This window comes from Advenella sp. RU8, assembly GCF_048381675.1.
Lineage (GTDB): Bacteria > Pseudomonadota > Gammaproteobacteria > Burkholderiales > Burkholderiaceae_B > Advenella.
On sequence record NZ_JBLWIS010000005.1, the window covers coordinates 184423 to 203024 of the forward strand.

At 48.6% G+C, this 18602-nt stretch carries 19 protein-coding genes; 2 read left to right on the forward strand and 17 right to left on the reverse strand.

Translation table 11 applies throughout. The features are described from left to right. Positions 1-29: 29 nt before the first annotated feature. From ACM5Q9_RS08640 to waaC, 16 genes are all read right to left on the reverse strand, one after another. Entirely contained in the window at positions 30-986 is a 957-nt protein-coding gene (locus ACM5Q9_RS08640) for a hypothetical protein (RefSeq protein WP_418144324.1), read from the reverse strand. Further along, positions 986-1855 (reverse strand): NAD-dependent epimerase/dehydratase family protein, encoded by an 870-nt coding sequence (locus tag ACM5Q9_RS08645; protein WP_418144325.1) that lies wholly within the window; start codon positions 1853-1855, stop codon positions 986-988. The genes ACM5Q9_RS08640 and ACM5Q9_RS08645 overlap by 1 nt, the downstream gene beginning before the upstream one ends. Before the next feature lie 2 nt (positions 1856-1857). Beyond that, the gene (locus ACM5Q9_RS08650) at positions 1858-3030 is read right to left on the reverse strand and encodes a nucleotide sugar dehydrogenase (protein WP_418144326.1); all 1173 of its coding nucleotides are present in this window, start codon (positions 3028-3030) and stop codon (positions 1858-1860) included. A 12-nt stretch (positions 3031-3042) separates the two neighbouring features. Then, a complete protein-coding gene (locus tag ACM5Q9_RS08655; protein ID WP_418144327.1) occupies positions 3043-4365 on the reverse strand; it encodes a flippase in 1323 nt (440 codons plus the stop codon). Positions 4366-4471: 106 nt separating this feature from the next. Next, entirely contained in the window at positions 4472-5452 is a 981-nt protein-coding gene (lipA, locus tag ACM5Q9_RS08660; RefSeq protein WP_418144328.1) for a lipoyl synthase, read from the reverse strand. Positions 5453-5578: 126 nt separating this feature from the next. Then, on the reverse strand, positions 5579-6868 hold the full coding sequence (locus ACM5Q9_RS08665; protein WP_418144329.1) for an O-antigen ligase family protein: 1290 nt from the start codon (positions 6866-6868) through the stop codon (positions 5579-5581). 132 nt (positions 6869-7000) lie between these two features. Further along, on the reverse strand, positions 7001-7624 hold the full coding sequence (lipB, locus tag ACM5Q9_RS08670; RefSeq protein ID WP_418144330.1) for a lipoyl(octanoyl) transferase LipB: 624 nt from the start codon (positions 7622-7624) through the stop codon (positions 7001-7003). Between the two features lie 4 nt (positions 7625-7628). Further along, positions 7629-7904, reverse strand: a complete 276-nt coding sequence (locus ACM5Q9_RS08675; RefSeq protein WP_418144364.1) for a DUF493 family protein — start codon at positions 7902-7904, stop codon at positions 7629-7631. Then, positions 7904-8770, reverse strand: coding sequence for a D-amino acid aminotransferase (locus ACM5Q9_RS08680; protein WP_418144331.1), 867 nt, complete (start codon positions 8768-8770; stop codon positions 7904-7906). Before ACM5Q9_RS08680 ends, ACM5Q9_RS08675 begins: the two co-directional genes overlap by 1 nt. Positions 8771-8967: 197 nt before the next feature. Next, positions 8968-10257 (reverse strand): D-alanyl-D-alanine carboxypeptidase family protein, encoded by a 1290-nt coding sequence (locus tag ACM5Q9_RS08685; protein ID WP_418144332.1) that lies wholly within the window; start codon positions 10255-10257, stop codon positions 8968-8970. Between the two features lie 109 nt (positions 10258-10366). Then, positions 10367-11017 (reverse strand): alpha/beta hydrolase, encoded by a 651-nt coding sequence (locus ACM5Q9_RS08690; protein WP_418144333.1) that lies wholly within the window; start codon positions 11015-11017, stop codon positions 10367-10369. 5 nt (positions 11018-11022) lie between these two features. Further along, positions 11023-11187: a hypothetical protein gene (locus ACM5Q9_RS08695; protein ID WP_418144334.1), complete on the reverse strand. Its 165-nt coding sequence runs from the start codon at positions 11185-11187 to the stop codon at positions 11023-11025. 2 nt (positions 11188-11189) lie between these two features. Next, positions 11190-11996, reverse strand: coding sequence for a type III pantothenate kinase (locus ACM5Q9_RS08700; protein ID WP_418144335.1), 807 nt, complete (start codon positions 11994-11996; stop codon positions 11190-11192). A gap of 9 nt (positions 11997-12005) precedes the next feature. Next, entirely contained in the window at positions 12006-12869 is an 864-nt protein-coding gene (locus ACM5Q9_RS08705) for a biotin--[acetyl-CoA-carboxylase] ligase (protein WP_418144336.1), read from the reverse strand. A gap of 22 nt (positions 12870-12891) precedes the next feature. Further along, positions 12892-14253, reverse strand: a complete 1362-nt coding sequence (locus ACM5Q9_RS08710; protein ID WP_418144337.1) for a 3-deoxy-D-manno-octulosonic acid transferase — start codon at positions 14251-14253, stop codon at positions 12892-12894. Continuing rightward, the gene (waaC, locus tag ACM5Q9_RS08715; RefSeq protein ID WP_418144338.1) at positions 14253-15209 is read right to left on the reverse strand and encodes a lipopolysaccharide heptosyltransferase I; all 957 of its coding nucleotides are present in this window, start codon (positions 15207-15209) and stop codon (positions 14253-14255) included. The genes ACM5Q9_RS08710 and waaC overlap by 1 nt, the downstream gene beginning before the upstream one ends. Before the next feature lie 231 nt (positions 15210-15440). Here waaC and ACM5Q9_RS08720 point away from each other — a divergent pair, with 231 nt between their 5' ends. Beyond that, positions 15441-16760, forward strand: a complete 1320-nt coding sequence (locus ACM5Q9_RS08720) for an aspartate aminotransferase family protein (protein ID WP_418144339.1) — start codon at positions 15441-15443, stop codon at positions 16758-16760. Between the two features lie 152 nt (positions 16761-16912). Then, positions 16913-17437, forward strand: coding sequence for a carboxymuconolactone decarboxylase family protein (locus tag ACM5Q9_RS08725; RefSeq protein WP_418144340.1), 525 nt, complete (start codon positions 16913-16915; stop codon positions 17435-17437). Between the two features lie 238 nt (positions 17438-17675). On the opposite strand, the gene ACM5Q9_RS08730 is transcribed toward ACM5Q9_RS08725, so the two are convergent. Continuing rightward, positions 17676-18599, reverse strand: a complete 924-nt coding sequence (locus ACM5Q9_RS08730) for an endonuclease/exonuclease/phosphatase family protein (protein ID WP_418144341.1) — start codon at positions 18597-18599, stop codon at positions 17676-17678. Positions 18600-18602: the final 3 nt, after the last annotated feature.

Sequence of the window (18602 nt, forward strand, 5' to 3'; positions counted from 1 at the left end):
GCACAATCAATTTAAAATCGAGATTTATATCACAAAACACTCTTACCGAAAGTTAATCTTACAACTTTATTTATTAAGCGTTCAACCAATGATTTTTTTGAAAACTCATATTGATCATAAAAATCATCAATACAAAACTCAGAGTCTAGATCAGGTTCAGTTTTAAGCGGGAATGAAAAATCATACGTTTTACGATTTGAATTTTCAGAATTCACATCAAAAGTATGAGTAGCATCTGCACCGAAACCAATATTTGAAATCAAATTAAGCCTAGGGACAACAGATTTACCACCATTTTTTAAAAGAAGGTAATGTAACTGGTAATCCCAGGTATCAATTTTATGCTTGTATGTCAATGAAAAGGCATCTGACCAATAACGCTTTGCCCCGCTTCTTTTGCTGACATTATGTATGACCGTATCTGAAAATTGTGGCCAGTCATTCATTTCCGGATCGTATTTTTCCCATACTTTTGCCCAAGAGGCCCAACCCCAAATCAACGCATACTTGCAAAATCCGTAATCGGCATTCTTAATGAACGGTTCAGAGCCGCGCCCGTAACCAGAGATCAAATAAATCGAATCGTCATTTTTGTATTTTTCCAGCAAGGTTTCGCAATACCAGAAAAAACTCTGGCTTGGTAAACAATCATCTTCCAGAATGATACCCTGTCCTTCCTGCTCAAAAAACCAGGTAATTGCTTCACTTACTGCATGTTTACAGCCTAGATTTTTTCCCCTGAACAGGGTTTTAACCTCACAGTTCCAATCAATGTGGGCCATTACATAATCACGAACCGCCTTAACCTTTTCCACTTCACCGTCACGGTTATCTCGTGGGCCATCTGCCGCAATATAAAGCCTTGGGGGTTTGGCCTGGCGAATAGCCTCAAAAACCCGCCGGGTTGTTTCCAATCGGTTAAAAACTAAAAAAAGCACCGCTGAGGTTAAAGCGTGTGGTGGCACAAAGGGTTGAAGGGTGTTCATTACTTATTCCAGTTGTTTCTTTTAAGGTGGGAAATGTAATCAGCAAGATTTTTTTTGGGTCGCCAACCAAGTGCCCGAGTTTTATCTGTGACCACATCCGCAGTCATACGATTCCCCTTTCTCTCGGGCAACATGGCAATTTCACCTCCAAAAAGAGCGGCCACCTCAAGCACCGTTAACGATTCTGGGCTGCCAATACCAAAATCATCACCATAGCCCTGCTCTCCTACAAGCACCAAACCATCAACGATGTCATCAATATGAGTGAAATTACGTTTTTGCGTGCCAGGACTAACAATCGACAAAGGTTCACCCGCCTTCATTTTTTCTGTGAAAAGCGCAATAAGTGTTGCATATTTACCTGTGGCAATTTCACGCTTGCCATAAACATTGTAAAAATACACGATTGCATAAGGAATATTGAACCAGCTGCCATAGTTTTTAATCAGTTCAGTATTGGCGGCCTTTGTCCATGCATAGGGGCTTTGGCTTCTGCCCAACCCACCATCGCCAAATTTAGTACTGCTACCGGCATAAATCAGTTTTGCACCCGTTTTTCTACAAAACTGCAGTACCGAAAAAGTCCCCTGTTTGTTAAATTCCCACACCTTTTCAATATCACTAAAACTTTGCTCAACGCGTGAGTATTCGCCCAAATGGTATATATGATCAGGGAAAAAATCAATTAACTTATCTATTTGGGCTGTATTACCGTGAATGTAAGTGACACCTGGAATATGATTGGTTTGACTACCGGTAAAATAATTATCCAAGGAAATAACTTGATTGTCAGGATCACTTGCCAGCCGTTCGCATAAATGGCTGCCAATAAAACCAGCCCCACCAGTTATTAATATTTTTTTCCGCATGTTCAGTCTTTACCCAGTAAATCTCGTGTATAAATTTTATGCTTATATCCCATCAATAAATCATCTACTCGATTTGCGATGATGAGATCAACCTCTGCTGCGAATTGTCCAAAATCATTAATGACACCAATCCCATTAAATTCATCCGCCGCCAACTCAGGTTCATAAATAAGCAATTTTAATCCTTGGCTTTGCAAGCGATACATCACACCTTGTATGGCAGAACCACGAAAGTTATCTGACCCTGCCTTCATGATCAAGCGATAGACGCCCACTTTATCTGGGTTTCGACTCAGAATTTGCCGTGTTATAAAATCCATGCGGATCTCGTTGGAGGCAATAATCGCTTTTATCAGGCTCTGCGGGATTTGATCATAATCATAGTTAGCCAGTAACTGTTTGGAATCTTTGGGAAGGCAGTAGCCGCCATAGCCAAATGATGGATTATTGTAATGATTGCCAATGCGTGGATCTAGCCCAAGTCCTTCAATAATCTGTTGAGTATCAAGTCCCTGCATTTCTGCATAGGTATCCAGCTCATTGAAATAAGCCACTCGCATGGCCAGATAAGTATTGGAAAAGAGCTTGATGGCTTCTGCTTCTTCAGGGCCAGACAACAACACCGGGACGTCTTTTTTTATTGCACCATCAATCAAAAGTTTGGCGAAAGCTTCAGCACGCTTGGAGCGTTCCCCCACTACTATTCTGGAAGGGTAGAGATTATCAAAAAGCGCACGTCCTTCTCGCAGGAATTCAGGTGAAAAAATGATCTGATCTGTCTTGAATTTTTCACGCATACGCTGAACAAAACCAACAGGAATAGTTGATTTGATCACCATTAATGCATGTGGATTAATCGACAAAACATCTGAAATAAGTGTTTCTACACTTTTAGTATTAAAGCACTGGGTATCAGCATCATAGTCTGTCGGCGTGGCGATGATAACCAGCTCAACATCCGAAAAAGCAAAATTCTTATCTAATGTAGCAGTAAGGCTTAAATTCTTGTTATGCAAAAAACCTTCAATTTCAACATCATATATTGGTGACTTCCTGGTGTTGATGCAATTGACTGCTTTCAAGTCCACATCTAAAACCACCACCTGATTGTTCTGTGCCAAAAGGACCGCCAGGGATAAGCCTACATAACCTGCTCCAGCTACCGCAATTTTCATATTATGCCAATTCTATTTCAATGTTTTAAAGGGTAAAAAAATTGCCTGGGTTTTTAACCGCAATTGATTGTGCAACCTTTTATCAAAAAAATCATACATATAATTTGCCATAAACTGCGCCAGCAAGGTTGCAATGGCGGACCCCTTCAATCCGTATGTTGGGATCAGGATAAAATTCAGGCACACATTAGCAATAGCACCCAACAAGGTTCGTTGAAAGGCAATTTTCTGAAGGTTTTCCGCCAGAAGATATTGACTGCAGGCCACACCCATAAAAACAAAAACAGCGGCCCATATATGAATCATTAAAACCTGCCCGGCAGGCAAATAAGCTTCACCATATAGCAGCATAATAAGCCACTCACTTAGCAGCGTCATTGGCAAGGCAACAAGAATTGCCACCCATATCAAAAAAGTATAAAGACGCTGCATTCTTTGTTGATATAACAAGGCACTTTCTTTCCTTGCATTGATAATGGCTGGAAAAATTGAAGCAGTAAGAAGCACAGGAATAAAGTAGAAGGCCTCGCTTAATCTAACGGCTGCAGAATAGATGCCAACTTCGTAATCACCCAGCATTTCCTTGATCATAATCTGATCTATACGCATATAAATCATCACTACTAGAGATGAAAAAATCAGCAACCAGGAGTCTTTCAACAGTTTTTTTGCTACATCAAAATCAAAATATTTAAAAAAACTCGCATTCCCTTGAGTTCTGTAAGCGATGAAATAACTCAACGCTAAACTGAACATATCAAAACTCATGACACACACAAACCAGAATAGATCCGCCTGTATAAGCACAAGGTAAATTTTAATAATGGATGAAAATATCAGCTGTATGACTTTACAAATGGAAATTAGCTTGGCCAGAACCTGAGACTGAAAGTAAAACTCTACAACTTCAAAACTTTGAAAAAAAAGACCGCCCGCAATAATGAAAATATACAAATTGGTAGTTGCATCATTGGACATAAACGGTACGATGCATGCCATAAAAACAATAACCATTACCGCCCCTATGACTTTCAGCCAAAAAGCCGTACCCATATAAATATCTTGCTGCTTTGGCTGATGAATCAATTCACGTACAAGGATGCCATCCAACCCCAATTTGGCAATACCACCAAAAATAGTCGTAAACGCCAATACATAGCTAAAAATCCCATATTGCTCGGGTCCTAGGTAACGCGCTACCCAAATACCCACCAATATACCCGCAATAATGCGTAATATTTGCTCAACCATCAGCCAGGTGGTATTGGCAGCATAGCGCTGAAAACCCTGGTGGTTTTTAAGAATGATAATTTTGCTTCGTAGCGATTTAAACACGGTTATCCCCTACAAACAGGCACATTAAGCTAAATAGGGTTCTTTACAAACAAAAATGCCCTGCTTTCTAGCAGAGCATTTTATATTTTTAAATCACCAAAACTGTTTACACCCCAGCCGCATGCGCCTGCTGATCCGCATGATAAGAAGACCTTACCATTGCCCCCACCGCCGCATGGGTAAAGCCCATTTTATACGCCTCTTCTTCAAACATTTTGAAGGTGTCAGGGTGCACATAACGCGTCACGGGCAAATGATGCTCGGAAGGCTGCAAATACTGGCCAATGGTCAGCATTTCAATATCATGCTCACGCATGTCACGCATAACCTGCAGAATTTCTTCATCGGTTTCACCCAGGCCAACCATTAAGCCAGACTTGGTGGGGACCTTAGGATGACGGGCCTTGAAATCTTTAAGCAGTTTTAACGAGTGCATGTAATCTGCCCCCGGGCGAGACTGCTTGTATAAACGGGGCACGGTTTCAAGGTTATGGTTCATGACATCGGGCACGCCTTGGGCAAAAATGTCCAGGGCCTTTTCCAAGCGGCCACGAAAATCAGGCACCAGCACTTCAATCGTGGTTAGGGGTGAACGCTCACGAACTTCATTAATACATTCAACGAAGTGGCCAGCGCCACCGTCCAGCAGATCATCGCGGTCAACCGAGGTAATCACCACGTATTTCAGGCGCATTTGCGCAATGGATTTGGCCAGGTTGGCAGGCTCGTTCACATCTAGCGGATCAGGGCGGCCATGACCCACATCACAGAAGGGGCAGCGGCGGGTACATTTGTCACCCATGATCATGAAGGTGGCTGTGCCCTTGCCAAAGCATTCGCCTATGTTCGGGCAGGAGGCTTCTTCACACACGGTAAACATATCGTTTTCACGCAATATACGTTTGATGTCGTTGAATTGAGAGTTGGGCGCAGCGGCCTTCACGCGAATCCAGTCGGGCTTTTTCAAACGCTCGGCAGGAATGATCTTGATGGGAATACGCGACGTTTTTTCAAATGATTTTTGTTTTTTGGTCGCATCGTAAGAGGCGTTTTTTGAAGCGGATGTTACGGCTGAATCGGTACTCATGTCTGTCTTACCTTGCAGTTTATCTGGCGCGTGCCCGGTTTTACCAGGCAGAATTACTCATTTTAGCGTTATTCAATCGGCAATACTTGAAAACCCTTGGGTCCTTACGCGTTTAGCTTATCAGCCTTAAGTCTGTTTGCCGGACACTTGATTGTCTTTCCGGGAGGAAGACAGCAACAAGAATACTGCCACCATGAAGGTATAAAAAGAAAGTGTTCGCATGCCACGAAACATAAGCTCGGTCATACCGTATATGGCAAAGCCCAGGCAAACAGCGGCTCCCATAGCGGCAAAACTGCGAATGGCCACTTGCCGGGATTGAATCAACCGCTTTACAAATATCCAGGCAGGGGCAAAATATAAAAACAACAGGCCTAATACGCCCAATGGACCAAAGCTGCTTAAAGCCTGCAAATAATCACTGTGCGGTTCACCAAAATCGTTCGCGGTATATTCTGATACCAGCCCTTTCGCCAGCGCGTGCGTCTTTAATTCTTCTTGATATTGTCCATTGCTACCCGTTCCAGCTAATGGATTTCGCTGCCATATATCAATGGCTGAATTCCACAATTGCAAGCGAATACAAATAGAGGTGTCTGCAGTAGGATCAACCTGTACACAGTGCAAAAATTCATTTTTAGCCAATTCCACCCGTTTTTGTACGATTGGAATGGAAAACAGCAGGGCAAACACAACAGCCAAACTTACCAGATAGCCAACCACAATTTTGATTCGTGACTTGTCTTTCCAGGCCAGCAAAATACCCAACAGTAAAAACAGGGGAAATGCAACCAGGCCTGTACGGGTTTGTGTCAACATAAAACCCGCCATACCCAAAAAGCCTATGATAACCTTGGCATTTTTTTCCAAATGGGGTTTGCCGGTTAATGACACCCCAATGGAATAAAAGGTCATACAGCTTAATAACAAAGTAATAACGCCGTAACTGACGGCATTGTAGGCACCCATGTGTTCTGACCTTATAAAGGTAGGCCATGATAGATAAAAAATATTAGCAAAAGCATACAACACCGCCGCATAAACACCCCACAGGCAATGCTTCAGTTTTTCTGCAGGAATGTATTGCATGCCCAGTATTAACAAGGGCAACCCAACAGAAAACCGCGCGGCTTTTTCTATTTCAGAGCCGGAAAGATGCTGGTGCGCTATTTTGGATACCAGCACAGCCAGCAGGTTGACCGAACACAGGATAAACAGGGTTTTGTATTGATTTGAATAAACCGTGGAATCGTTTTGACTGTTTTTACGGTTGGCACCCCATACCAGCAAAGATAAAACACACAACACATAAAACACCCCACTGGGCAAGTCCTGGTTACTGACCACAAACAAGAACATCAATGCGCTTATTAGTACAAACGTACTGTCTAGATGGGTTTGATATTTGGTTTTCATGGGGTGGGGTGAGTCCTGTTTGGTATTGCAAATAAATTTGTATGCAATTGTAGTATGTTTTTGTAACACATATGGGTTCCCACGCAGGAGCATGGGAACCACGGATTCAAGTGATTCTTGCCTTTACGGCCTTTACGCAAACACGTCCAGCAAATACCCGCTTACCTTGTCCGCCACATCCTGCCAATTAGCCTGCACGCCAACGGTTTTCATGTCAATGGTTCTTAACTCGGCATAGCCGCAGGGGTTGATGCCGTCAAACGGGTTCAGGTCCATATCCACATTAATGGCAAGACCATGATAAGTGCAACCACGGCTGACTTTCACGCCCAAAGCGGCAATTTTGGCCAGTTCACCGTTTTCCATAGGCACATACACCCCAGGCGCGCCGTCTTTACGACAGGCCTGGTTAATACCATAATCATTCAAGGTATGAATAATGGCGTCTTCAAGCGCGGTAACGTATTCTTTCACGAACATATTGGCACGGTGCAAGTTGATTAAGGGGTAAATCACCACCTGCCCGGGCCCGTGGTAGGTGACCTGTCCACCCCGGTTACAGCGTATCACCGGGATATTGCCCGGGTTAAGAATATGTTCCGGTTTGCCAGCCTGCCCAAGGGTATAGACAGGCGGGTGCTCCACCTGCCAGATCTGGTTTTCAGTGTCTGGCAGGCGGTTTTCCGTGAAGGTTTTCATGGCCTGCCAGGTACTTTCGTAATCGGCCAGGCCTTCAATCCGTTTAAGCTGCGTCATGCGCTTACAGCACTACTTTAACCAGCTCGTGTCCGTGCAGAGTGCGGTAGATGGTGTCCAGCTGCTCGCGGGAAGTGGCGCGCACGGTAAAGGTCAAACCGATGTAGTTACCGCCTTTGCTGGCACGCATTTCCACAGTGCTGGCGTCAAAACCAGGGTCATGCTGCAAGACCAGCTCAACCAGCATTTGCGCCAGTTCGGGGTGGTTAACGCCCATGACCTTAATCGGAAAATCACAGGGGTATTCAATCAGGGACTCTTCGGGGGGAATTTCTTTCATCATAACTGTTCAATTTCCAAATCGTAAGCGGCACGCAGCTTTTGGTATATGGGGCCCGCAACGCCCTGGCCCACCGGCTGGCCATTGTATTCAAGAATCGGCAGCACTTCTTTGGTGGCCGAGGTAAACAGCAGTTCGTCGGCCTGGGCGACCTGTTCTTCGCTAATGTTTTGGGCGACAAACGGGATACCACATTGGGCAGCCAGTTTTTCCATTAAACCGTAGCGAATGCCTTCCAAAATAAGATTGTTTTTAAGCGGTGCCAGCAACGTGCCGTCTTTAACCACCCAAATGTTGGCCGAAGAGGCCTCGGTCATGAAGCCGTCACGAAACTGGATGACGTCGTCCACCCCTTTGGCATGCGCATATTCTTTGGCCAGAATGTTGCCCAGCAGGGAAACGCTTTTAATGTCACAGTGGTACCAGCGTTCGTCTGGCATGCTAACCACCCTGAAACCTTTGGTCCGCAATTCTTCGGAAGGCCGCACAAACGGAGAGCTCATCAAGAAAATGGTAGGTGCTACCGGCGGGTTGGGGTAAGCATGATCGCGCTTGGCCACGCCACGGGTGACTTGCAGGTAAACAAAGGTATCATCGGTCTCGGCTTTGTTAACCATGTCGGTCATGAGCTGACGCCAATCTTCCGTGGTTTTGCCAGTTTCCAGCTTAACGGCTTTAAGGCTGCGCTCAAGGCGGGCCACATGCTCATTCAGGCGGAACGGTTTGCGGTTATAGGCAGGCACCACTTCGTAAATGCCATCGCCAAAAATAAAACCCCTGTCCAGAACCGAAATTTTTGCCTGACTGAGTGGCAGGTATTCGCCATTCAGATAAACCAGGCTGTCGCTGCTAATGCCTTGTATCACCGTAAACCTCTATGCCGTGTAAATAAGGCCGGACTGAAGTTTTTCAAGGCGGCCTGAAAATTAAAATTGTGTCAAATACCCGTTCAAACGCGGGACCGTGGGAACCAGAAAGAACCACCCCGGCGCTATGCGCCACCCCTCCGCAGGAGGGGGATTTTACTCGTTACCACGCCCCGTGGGAACGCATACATACAATCCTAGAACATACCCAGCAGTTTATCCCACATACGACCCACAAAACCGGCCTGGGCAACCGCTTCAGTCACCACCAGGGGCTCTTGCTTAAGAATCTTGCCATTCAGCACAAACTGGACAGACCCCACGGTTTGTCCTTTGGCTAGCGGAGCCACCAGTTTGTCGTTGTATTGGGTAACCACCTGTACGGCACTTTCCTGGCCACGGGGGACGGTAACGGTAACCGGGTCAAGCGAACCCAGGCTGACCTGTTTGCTTTCACCTTCCCACACCCGTGGCTGCACCAGCGGTTTACCCGCCTCGGCAACGGTTTTATTGCTAAAGTTCTGGAAACCCCAATCTAACAAGGTTTGGCTAATTTGTTCACGGTCACGGATAGAGTTAGCTCCCACCACGATAGAAATGATGCGGCGGCCATCGCGCACTGCAGTGGAAATAAGGCAATAGCCGGCATCGTCAGTGTGGCCGGTTTTAAGCCCGTCTACGCCAATATTGCGATACAACAGGCCATTACGGTTAGGCTGCCTGATTTTGTTATAGGTAAATTCAGGCTGGCTGAAATAATGGTAATAGCTGGGATGGTCTTTGATAATATGCTGGGCCAGTATCGAAAGATCACGCACAGTCGTGTAGGTGTCTGGCGAAGGCAAGCCGGTAGGATCGGCAAAATTGGTATTGTTCATGCCAAAAGCTTTGGCTTCCTGGTTCATTTGCCCTACAAAAACACTTTCGCTGCCCGCCACGGTTTCTGCCAGCTGGATGGTGGCATCGTTACCAGATTGCACAATCATGCCTTGCAGCAAATCGCCCACCGGGACCTGTTTGTTGACTTCAATAAACATCCGTGAACCACCGGTTTTCCAGGCTTTCTCGGAAACGGTCACCATTTGGTCCAGGCTGATACGTTTATCGTCCAAAGCTGAAAACACCAGGCTTGCAGTCATGAGCTTGGTTAAGGAGGCGGGTGAAATTTGCAGGTCGGGCTCTACATTACCAATGATTTGCCCACTGTTTACATCAAAAACCATCCATGCCTTGATGGGTGGGTTCGGTGGTGCAACGCTGGCAAAATCACTAACAACCGGTGTTTGTGCATTGGTAACGGTAATGCTTGAGCGCACTTCAGGCGCCTGCGCAAGCACTGGTGCAGGGTTATTCAGCACCGAGGTGACAACCGAACCGTTTACCGTGGTTTCTGCCTGGGCAGGTGTTTTATTATTATCATAAAAATAATAGGCACCCCCTGCGAGTGCCACAACGATCAAACCAAGTAATAAACGACGGGAAGACATAAAAACACAGTATCCGGTTAGAGTTGTAAGGTAAGACAATGACATGAAAGACCATGCAATTGCAGATTATTATAAGCCTTGTTGCCGGAAAACCCACGCCAGCACTAACTTATTTCAGGATTTGGTCCAGCTTAATTTGTATCAATTTCTTCAATTGAATCAGGAACCCGTGAAAAAAATGAGTCGCCTCGGGCATGACGGTAACCGGAATCTGATAGGGCCTGATCCAGTCAAAAACTTCCTGCAAAGGCACAACTTCATCTTTTTCACCATGTACGACCAGCAAATCGTCAGGTAGTTCAATATCGCGGTACTGAAACCGCCATACTGCAGGCCCCAGAAGCATCATGGCATCAGGCAATTTATGCTGGGCTTCTTTTTGTTCGGCATACAACTGCGCTGCCACGGCTGTCCCAAATGAAAAACCGGCCAGCACCCATTTTTTATGGTCCACTTCAGGGTACAGCTGCTCTATTTGGCTAATCAGCATTTGCATATCGTGCGTTTCACCATGGGCCCTGTCGAACTCACCTTCGGACAGGCCAACACCCCTGAAATTAGGGCGTACGGCAAGCAGGCCATTCTGGGCGCAAGTACGGGCCACGGTGGTCACGATTTTATTGTCTCGCGTGCCCTCGTGCAGGGGATGTGGATGCAATACCAAGGCCCAACCCCTGATGGGGGTATCAGGCCAATCGATGGCGCAGTCTATATTGCCGGCCATGCCATTCAGGATGATTTTTTCTGTTTTGATTGCCATAGCGCTTACTGGCCCACCGGCCCTGTTTTAAGTGCATGCGATTTGAATTCTACAGGTGGCTTGCCGGCCATCCCCGACTTTATTTCACTGGGTGGCGTGCCAATCCAGCCCTGGCCATGGGCATAAACAAAGCCATTGGCCAGCAAAATAACAAAAAACAAGGTTCGCATAATTAATGATTCCATTCGGCCTGTGCATAAATACGCAAGCCATCCAGTACGGGTGATTCAATTTCCTGCAAAGTGATTGTATCAAATCCCTGTAACAAGGCGATGTCGTTAAGCAACCTGAGCAACTCTGGCAACACGCCATGCCGGGCACCACCCGTCACGAAAATCTTTGGTTGCTGTTTGGTTTTGTCCAGCACGGCTTTCCATTGCCGCACAATGGCCCCGGCCTGTGCCGCAATAATGCCGCTCAGGATAGCCTGTTCGGTACTGTGCGGAAAAGCTGGAGGAACTTCACTTTTACGCAGGTCGATGGCAGGCAGGTTGGCCGTGCCCTTATGCAGGCTGGCACGCATTAACATGACACCCGGAAAGATCAACCCGCCCATAAACATGTTATCAGCGTCCAGGGTGTCTACGGTCGTAGCGGTGCCAAAGCTAACCAGCATGGCAGGCAGTTCGGGATGTTGACGATGTTCGGCAAGCCCCAAGAGCCCCATCCAGCGGTCAGCCCCCAGTTGTGCAGGGTTTGTATAACTGTTCTTCAGGTGCAGGGTTTGCGCCTGTGCGGCAAGCCAGTGCAGCCCACAGGAAGCGGGCAGTGCCTGCTGGATTTGGTGGGCAATGTCTTCACCCGCCACGTTAACACCAATCGCCCTTGCCGGAACTTCGGGCAAGGTATTGCACCATTCGCGCAATTTTTCTATCTGGTCGTGCTCCAGCACCAGAAGATCTTCGGTTTGGCGGAACTGGTTGATAAGATAAGTGATTTTTATCCGGGTATTACCCGAATCGATCAGCAGCATGAGCATGGCGCGCTCCTAGGTATTGGCACGGGCACGAATGCTGATGTCACCATTGGTGACAAGATGCTGGCCCTGCCCGTTTTCAACCACCAGGCATGCCTGATCATTTAACCCTTTGGCGGTGCCTGTCAGTACAATTTTATCACCAGACAACACATTTATTTCACATGATTTAAGGGCGTCCAGGTTTTCATGACGTTGCCGGAAAGGTGCAAACCCTTCCTGCTCGTATAGTGCAAAGGCCTCGGACCAGGCTCGGGCAATCCGGGCCACCAGCAGGCCAATATGCTCGGCCTGCTGATCTTGCCGGTTCAGGCTGATTAACACCGATGTCCAGTCGGCCACTTTACGGCCCAGGTCCTGGCTGAGGGCCTCGGCCTGGGACAGGTTCATGCCCATGCCCACCACCACCACATGATGGCGGTCATTGACCCGGCCATTACCCGGCTTGACCGACTCAACCAACAGGCCCGAGAGCTTGCCGTCATCGAACTGAATGTCGTTGGGCCATTTCATGGTTAAGCGGTCCTGGGCGGCTGGCCCCACCATTTTACGCAACTGTTCGCATGCCACAATACCGGCAACCGGTGCCAGCATGGGCAATTGCGCCGGAGGCAGGAAAACATCATAAGCACAGGAAAACATCAGGGTGGCCCCCGCGTTGTCAACCCATTTGCGCCCGCCGCGCCCCTTGCCTTTTTGCTGGTGATGCGCACCAATCAGGGCTGGCCTCCCCCACTGGCTTTGCGGATTACGGGCTTCCTGCATGAGAAAAGTATTGGTTGAATCAATTTGCTCAACCCAGGCAATTGAAGAGAAGTCAGGCAAGGCAGAAAACAGGGTTTTCTGCAGCGTGCCTGCATCGGGCAATATGGTCATTATCGATAACTCTGGAAATACACTAACGAAGATAGGGCTTCAGGGCGTTCATGATGCGATCGGTCGCCCCCTCATGCAATGATAACCATTGCTTGGACGCCTTGCTCATGCCTAGCCGCTGTTCTTCATTATTCAATATCTTCAGTGCCAGTTTTATGGCTTCTTCTTCGTTTTGGGTGCGGCGTGCCGCCCCTTCAGACAAGGCGTCTTCCACCGATTGCTGGAAATTTTCGGTATGCGGCCCAACAATCACCGGCAACCCCACGGCACAGGCTTCTATGTGGTTTTGGCCGCCATACTCGCCAAAGCTGCCCGCCACAATCGCCAGGTCAGACATCGCATAATAAAAGAACATTTCCCCAACGCTGTCACACAAGAGAACATCAATCGTCTTCAGATCATTGTCGATGGGGTTTTGCGAGCGGCACCGGTAATTCAGGCCGCTTTGCTGGATAAGGGTTTCGACTTCCTTGAAACGCTGCGGATGACGGGGAATAATCATGAACAAGGGCAAAGACGGCTCATTTTCCTGAAGTTCCGCCTGCCGTTCACGATTTTTGACAATCTCCCTGATGGCTTTAAGGAAATATTCTTCTTCACCATCACGGGTACTGGCAATAGCCACTACCCTACGGTTAATAACCTGTCGCACAACCTGGCCGGCATGTACCTGGCCGTAAGAAATATTCAGATCAAACTTCAGATTACCCACCACCTGCATGCGCTTGACACCCAGGTCCTCGAGCCTTGCAGAGTCGGCACGGCTTTGGGTAAGCACCAAATCAAGGCCGGCCAGGGCATTGCGCATCACGCTGCCCAACCAATGTGCCTGTTTATAGGCGGAGTCGGAAAACCGGGCACTGGCCACAATCAGGGGCATTTTCTGGCGATTGGCCTCTGCCACCATGTTGGGCCATATTTCGCGCTCAATCAAAATTCCGCAACGCGGTTGCCAATGTTCGATAAAACCCTTGACGGCCTCTGGAAAATCATAAGGCACCCAGGCCTGGCATAACATGCCCTGGCCTATTGCGTCGGCAAACATGCGGGCGCCTTGCGCCCTGCCGGTGGCCGTCATATGGGTAAGCAAAACGGGATATCCCTGGTCTAGCAACGCCTGGATCAGGGGATGGGCGGCACGGGTTTCACCAAGGCTGACAGCATGCACCCAAACCGGACGCCTGAAACTGAAAATGGTTTCGGCATAGCCTTCATCATCATGCGCAACGCTGCTGGCGACTGGCGCCGGATGAGGATAGCGGCCAAACCGCTCATCACTGCGAATATCCCATTTTCCTCCGGCTTTGCGGGCACGACGTTCCAGCAGCCACAAGGCAATCGGGGCAATCAGGCGCAGCGTATTGGTATAAAAGAATCGGTTCATTATTCGCTAGCCAAGGCCTGTTTCAGTTTTGACAACACCATTTCCCGTGTGGGGGGAATACCCCTGTCACCCATGCTGGCCGTAAAGGCAGCCCCCACCAGCGGCGTACGAACCGGGGTAGAAGCACTGTAAATGCCAATGGTAGGTCGACCCAGCGCTGCCGACAAGTGGGTAAGTCCGCTATCAAGGCCAATCATCATGCGGGCAGGCGCAATCACCCGGGCCACATCGGTCAGGGACATGCGTGGAAGAATCTCTGCATCGGGGAAATCGCGCACCAGCGCTTTGGCGCGTTCGGTTTCCTTTTCATTGCCAGCAAGCAGCTTCAGGCCCAGGCCAGCGGCATTCAGTTCACGAAAAACAGCATGCCAGTCGGACTCGGGCCACAATTTGTCTTCGCGACTGGCCGATGGCATGATCACCACGTAATCCTGTATGGCAACCCCATCGGTGAATTGTTGCAAGCCAAAATCGGGATCGCCTTCGTACTGGTAGTTGAAGGTGGCGGCTGCCAGCATTCGTTGACGGGTAACCGCAGGCTGCCAGAACGCCACCGAGTGGCGGACATCATAAAACAGGGAAGCCATGGATTCACGGGCCGATTTCCAGTCTAGTCCATGCTTGACACCTTTGGCCTGCCGCACGATCCAGGCGGATTTCATCAAGGCCTGCATGTCCAGCACAATATCATAGCGAGTACTGTTTAGCTTGCGCTTAAGCGCAGCCCTTTCTTGTCTTGTTGGCGCCGACCACCAGGTTTTACGCCAGCGGCGGTGAGCTACCTTGATGACTTCATGCACCGCAGGATGCCAGGCAGGAATTTCGGCAAAGGCCTCTTCGGCCACCCAATCTATTTGGGCATCCGGCACATGCTTGGCAATGTCGGAAATGGCCGGCAACATGTGTACCAGATCGCCCAGCGAAGAAGAGCGAACAATAAGAATTTTTGTTGTCATATTATGTTGTTGTCAAAGTGAACAGAATACCTTTGCTGGTTTTGCCATGTTGATGCCTGCATTTTACTTGAATATTGCCAGTTTTGAAATTTTCACTTCCGGGTATAGAATAGTCGGACGTATTCATCGTTGCACCGAACCGGCAAATACAGGCCACACAGCCTGCATTTGCTTATTTTTATCTACCCTGTCCACGACATACAAACAGGGATTTACCCGGAGTCCGGAAAAATGACCCATGTTTTCCACCGTAACCCCAAAGTGTCCCTGAAAACAGCCGTAAACGGCAAGGGAATCCGTCTATTTGATAGCGACGGAAAAAGCTATATAGACGCCTGCGGCGGAGCGGCGGTTTCCTGCCTCGGCCACGGACATCCGGCCGTAATTGAAGCCATCAAGCACCAACTTGACACGATTGCCTATGCGCATACTTCATTTTTCACCACCCAGGCCGCCGAAGACCTGGCCGATTTCCTGCAACAGAAAGCACCAGGCAACCTGAACCACGTGTACTTTGTATCCGGTGGCTCTGAAGCGGTGGAAGCAGCCATGAAGCTGGCACGCCAGTATTTTGTGGAAATTGACCAAACCGAAAGACGGCATTTTATTGCCCGCCGCCAAAGCTATCATGGCAATACACTGGGTGCCCTGGCGATTGGCGGCAACGCCTGGCGACGCCAGCCTTTCCTGCCGTTGCTAATAGAAGCTCATCATGTCTCTCCCTGCTACGCTTATCGGGACCAGCTTGAAAGTGAATCCGAAGAACAATATGCCAGCCGCCTGGCCCAGGAACTGGAAGACAAAATCCTGGAATTGGGTCCTTCAACAGTCGCCGCGTTTGTGGCTGAAACAGTAGTGGGCGCAACGGCAGGTGCCGTGCCACCGGTCAAAACTTACCTTAAAAAAATACGTGCGGTTTGCGACAAATACGGTGTATTGCTAATTCTTGATGAAGTCATGTCGGGCATGGGCCGCACCGGCCATTTGTTTGCCTGCGAAGAAGATGGCGTGGTACCCGATATTATTACCATCGCCAAAGGCCTGGGGGCCGGTTACCAACCGATTGGCGCCACCCTTTGCACCGATAAAATTTACGATGTAATTATTAATGGCAGCGGTTTTTTCCAGCACGGCCATACCTATATTGGGCACGCCACCGCCTGTGCGGCTTCGCTAGCTGTGCAAAAAACCATTCAGGAACAAAACCTGCTGGCCAATGTCTTGCAACGTGGTGAACAACTCCGCAGCGAATTACGGCAAGCCTTTGCCGATAACCCGTATATTGGCGACATTCGCGGGCGCGGGCTTTTTGTGGGAGTTGAACTGGTACAAGACCGGGACAGCAAGAAACCCCTGGACCCGGCCCTTAAAACCCACGCAAGAATCAAGGCAGAGGCCAAGGAAAACGGCTTGCTGGTTTACCCCATGGGCGGCACCATCGACGGTCGGCAGGGCGACCACATTTTACTTGCCCCACCCTTCATTTGCACCGATGCAGACATTAGTGAAATTGTGAACCGGCTGGCCGATACGATACAAAAAGTCTTGTAGCTCAGGCAAATTACCGGTTCAAGCTTCTTTTTATTAATCATGACAAGGCAAACTGCCTGTCCTAGCTTCTTATTATTAGTCATGACACGGCAAACCCCGCTATTAAAAGCGGGGCGAAGCCAATTTTATATAACAACAGGAGATCCCGTTCAATGGCACGTTTACCTTATGCCGATTTAACCACCCCGCAAACCAAACCGCTGGTAGACCAGATTGTGGCCGAACGCGGCAGTGTGATTCATTTGTACCAAATGCTGCTGCACAGCCCCACCATTGCACAAGGCTGGCTAGACTATTTAACCGCAATACGCCAGAAAAGCAGCCTGCCCGGTGATATCCGTGAATTGATTATCATGCGGGTGGCGGTATTGAACGGTGCCCCCTACGAAGCAGACCAACATGCCCCGATTGCCCTGAAAGAGGGTATCACCCAGGCCCAGCTTGATGCGCTGGACCAGTGGGAAAACAGTGATTTGTTTGATGCCAAAACCCGCGCCGTACTGGCCTACACAGATTCAATGACCCGGCAAATCCAGGTACCTAAAGAAGTGTTTGAGGCCGTGCGCAAACATTACGGCAACCAGCAACTGGTGGAATTAACCGCCACTATTGGCGCCTACAATATGGTGTCACGTTTTCTGGAAGCGCTGGATATCCACCAGGACGACCAACGGTAAGCGGGTGGTTATGCATCCACTCTGGCAGGCTTCGTTTAGGACTGTGAGTTGTTATACAACCACCCCGTCACTTCGTTTGGGACTGTGAGTTGCTATACAACCACCCCGTCAGGCTTCGCCTGACACCCCTCCACGGGAGGGGAATTTTCTTTCTTCTTGGCAACGTCTGTACTACACATTCCCCTCCTGCGGAGGGGTGGCGCAAAGCGCCGGGGTGGTTGCGTAAGGCTGGGCAGCCTCAAGCCGCAGTCTGAGGCTTCGCCAAAGCCAGCTCAACGCAAAGTGGTGCGTGATCGGATATTTTGCTCCAAGGCCGGCCTTTTAACACTTGGGCCGAGCGAATCTCAAAACCGCGCTGATACATTCTGTCCAGCCTTAACCAAGGGAACGCTGCCGGGAAAGTACGCGGTGGGGGCAATTCGCTTGACTCTTGCAAATGCTTAAGCACTTTTGGCAGGGTTTTCAGGGAAATTCGGGACATTTTAATGCGCTGGTAACGCAACTGTTTTTCGGTTTCCATCATTTTCCTGAAACTGAACGTATCCCACAGGCGCTTGAAAGAAACCTTCATGCGAGGCAGTTCGTCATCAATCCGAACCGGTGTGTTGGCAAATACTTCATGAACGCCCAGTTGCCTTGCAAAATAAGGTGCCAGTTTTTCATTCCAGTCGTTGAAGTCGCCAGCAATAATCAAAGGTTCGTCCTCGGGCACCAGGCGCTTGATCCGCTCGATGATGGCCGCTACCTGACGGATCCGGCTACCATTGAACAGCCCCAGATGCACGACAAAACAATGCACCAACTGCTCACCGATTTTTACCCGTGCATGCAGTACGCCACGCTGTTCCAGCTTATGGTCGGAAATATCTTCATTTTCATGATCAATAATTTGATACTTCGACAACAGGGCATTGCCATGATCGGTTTTTTTCCTGACAGCGTTACACCCATAGGCCACTTCCATATGCAAATTCCCGGCCAATAAAGCAGGCTGGGCGTGCTGATGATGTTCTATTTCATTTCGCCCTTGTATTTCTTGCAGGAAAACCAGATCCGCCCTCAGGCCAGACAAGCCGGCACTAAGCTCAAGCAGCGAACTGCGACGCCCCAAGGCCGTTTTTCCTTTGTGAATGTTATAACTGACAATTTTTAATACTGTCATGTT

Excerpts from the sequence above, each read along its gene's own strand:
- ACM5Q9_RS08650 (WP_418144326.1), bottom strand. The coding sequence starts at position 3,030 with ATGAAAATTGCGGTAGCTGGAGCAGGTTATGTAGGCTTATCCCTGGCG.
- ACM5Q9_RS08700 (WP_418144335.1), bottom strand. The coding sequence starts at position 11,996 with ATGCTCATGCTGCTGATCGATTCGGGTAATACCCGGATAAAAATCACT.
- ACM5Q9_RS08675 (WP_418144364.1), bottom strand. The coding sequence starts at position 7,904 with ATGAAAGAAATTCCCCCCGAAGAGTCCCTGATTGAATACCCCTGTGAT.
- ACM5Q9_RS08690 (WP_418144333.1), bottom strand. The coding sequence starts at position 11,017 with ATGGCAATCAAAACAGAAAAAATCATCCTGAATGGCATGGCCGGCAAT.
- ACM5Q9_RS08645 (WP_418144325.1), bottom strand. The coding sequence starts at position 1,855 with ATGCGGAAAAAAATATTAATAACTGGTGGGGCTGGTTTTATTGGCAGC.
- ACM5Q9_RS08685 (WP_418144332.1), bottom strand. The coding sequence starts at position 10,257 with ATGTCTTCCCGTCGTTTATTACTTGGTTTGATCGTTGTGGCACTCGCA.
- lipB (WP_418144330.1), bottom strand. The coding sequence starts at position 7,624 with ATGACGCAGCTTAAACGGATTGAAGGCCTGGCCGATTACGAAAGTACC.
- ACM5Q9_RS08695 (WP_418144334.1), bottom strand. The coding sequence starts at position 11,187 with ATGCGAACCTTGTTTTTTGTTATTTTGCTGGCCAATGGCTTTGTTTAT.
- ACM5Q9_RS08725 (WP_418144340.1), top strand. The coding sequence starts at position 16,913 with ATGGCACGTTTACCTTATGCCGATTTAACCACCCCGCAAACCAAACCG.
- ACM5Q9_RS08705 (WP_418144336.1), bottom strand. The coding sequence starts at position 12,869 with ATGACCATATTGCCCGATGCAGGCACGCTGCAGAAAACCCTGTTTTCT.
- lipA (WP_418144328.1), bottom strand. The coding sequence starts at position 5,452 with ATGAGTACCGATTCAGCCGTAACATCCGCTTCAAAAAACGCCTCTTAC.
- ACM5Q9_RS08730 (WP_418144341.1), bottom strand. The coding sequence starts at position 18,599 with ATGACAGTATTAAAAATTGTCAGTTATAACATTCACAAAGGAAAAACG.
- ACM5Q9_RS08665 (WP_418144329.1), bottom strand. The coding sequence starts at position 6,868 with ATGAAAACCAAATATCAAACCCATCTAGACAGTACGTTTGTACTAATA.
- waaC (WP_418144338.1), bottom strand. The coding sequence starts at position 15,209 with ATGACAACAAAAATTCTTATTGTTCGCTCTTCTTCGCTGGGCGATCTG.
- ACM5Q9_RS08640 (WP_418144324.1), bottom strand. The coding sequence starts at position 986 with ATGAACACCCTTCAACCCTTTGTGCCACCACACGCTTTAACCTCAGCG.
- ACM5Q9_RS08710 (WP_418144337.1), bottom strand. The coding sequence starts at position 14,253 with ATGAACCGATTCTTTTATACCAATACGCTGCGCCTGATTGCCCCGATT.
- ACM5Q9_RS08720 (WP_418144339.1), top strand. The coding sequence starts at position 15,441 with ATGACCCATGTTTTCCACCGTAACCCCAAAGTGTCCCTGAAAACAGCC.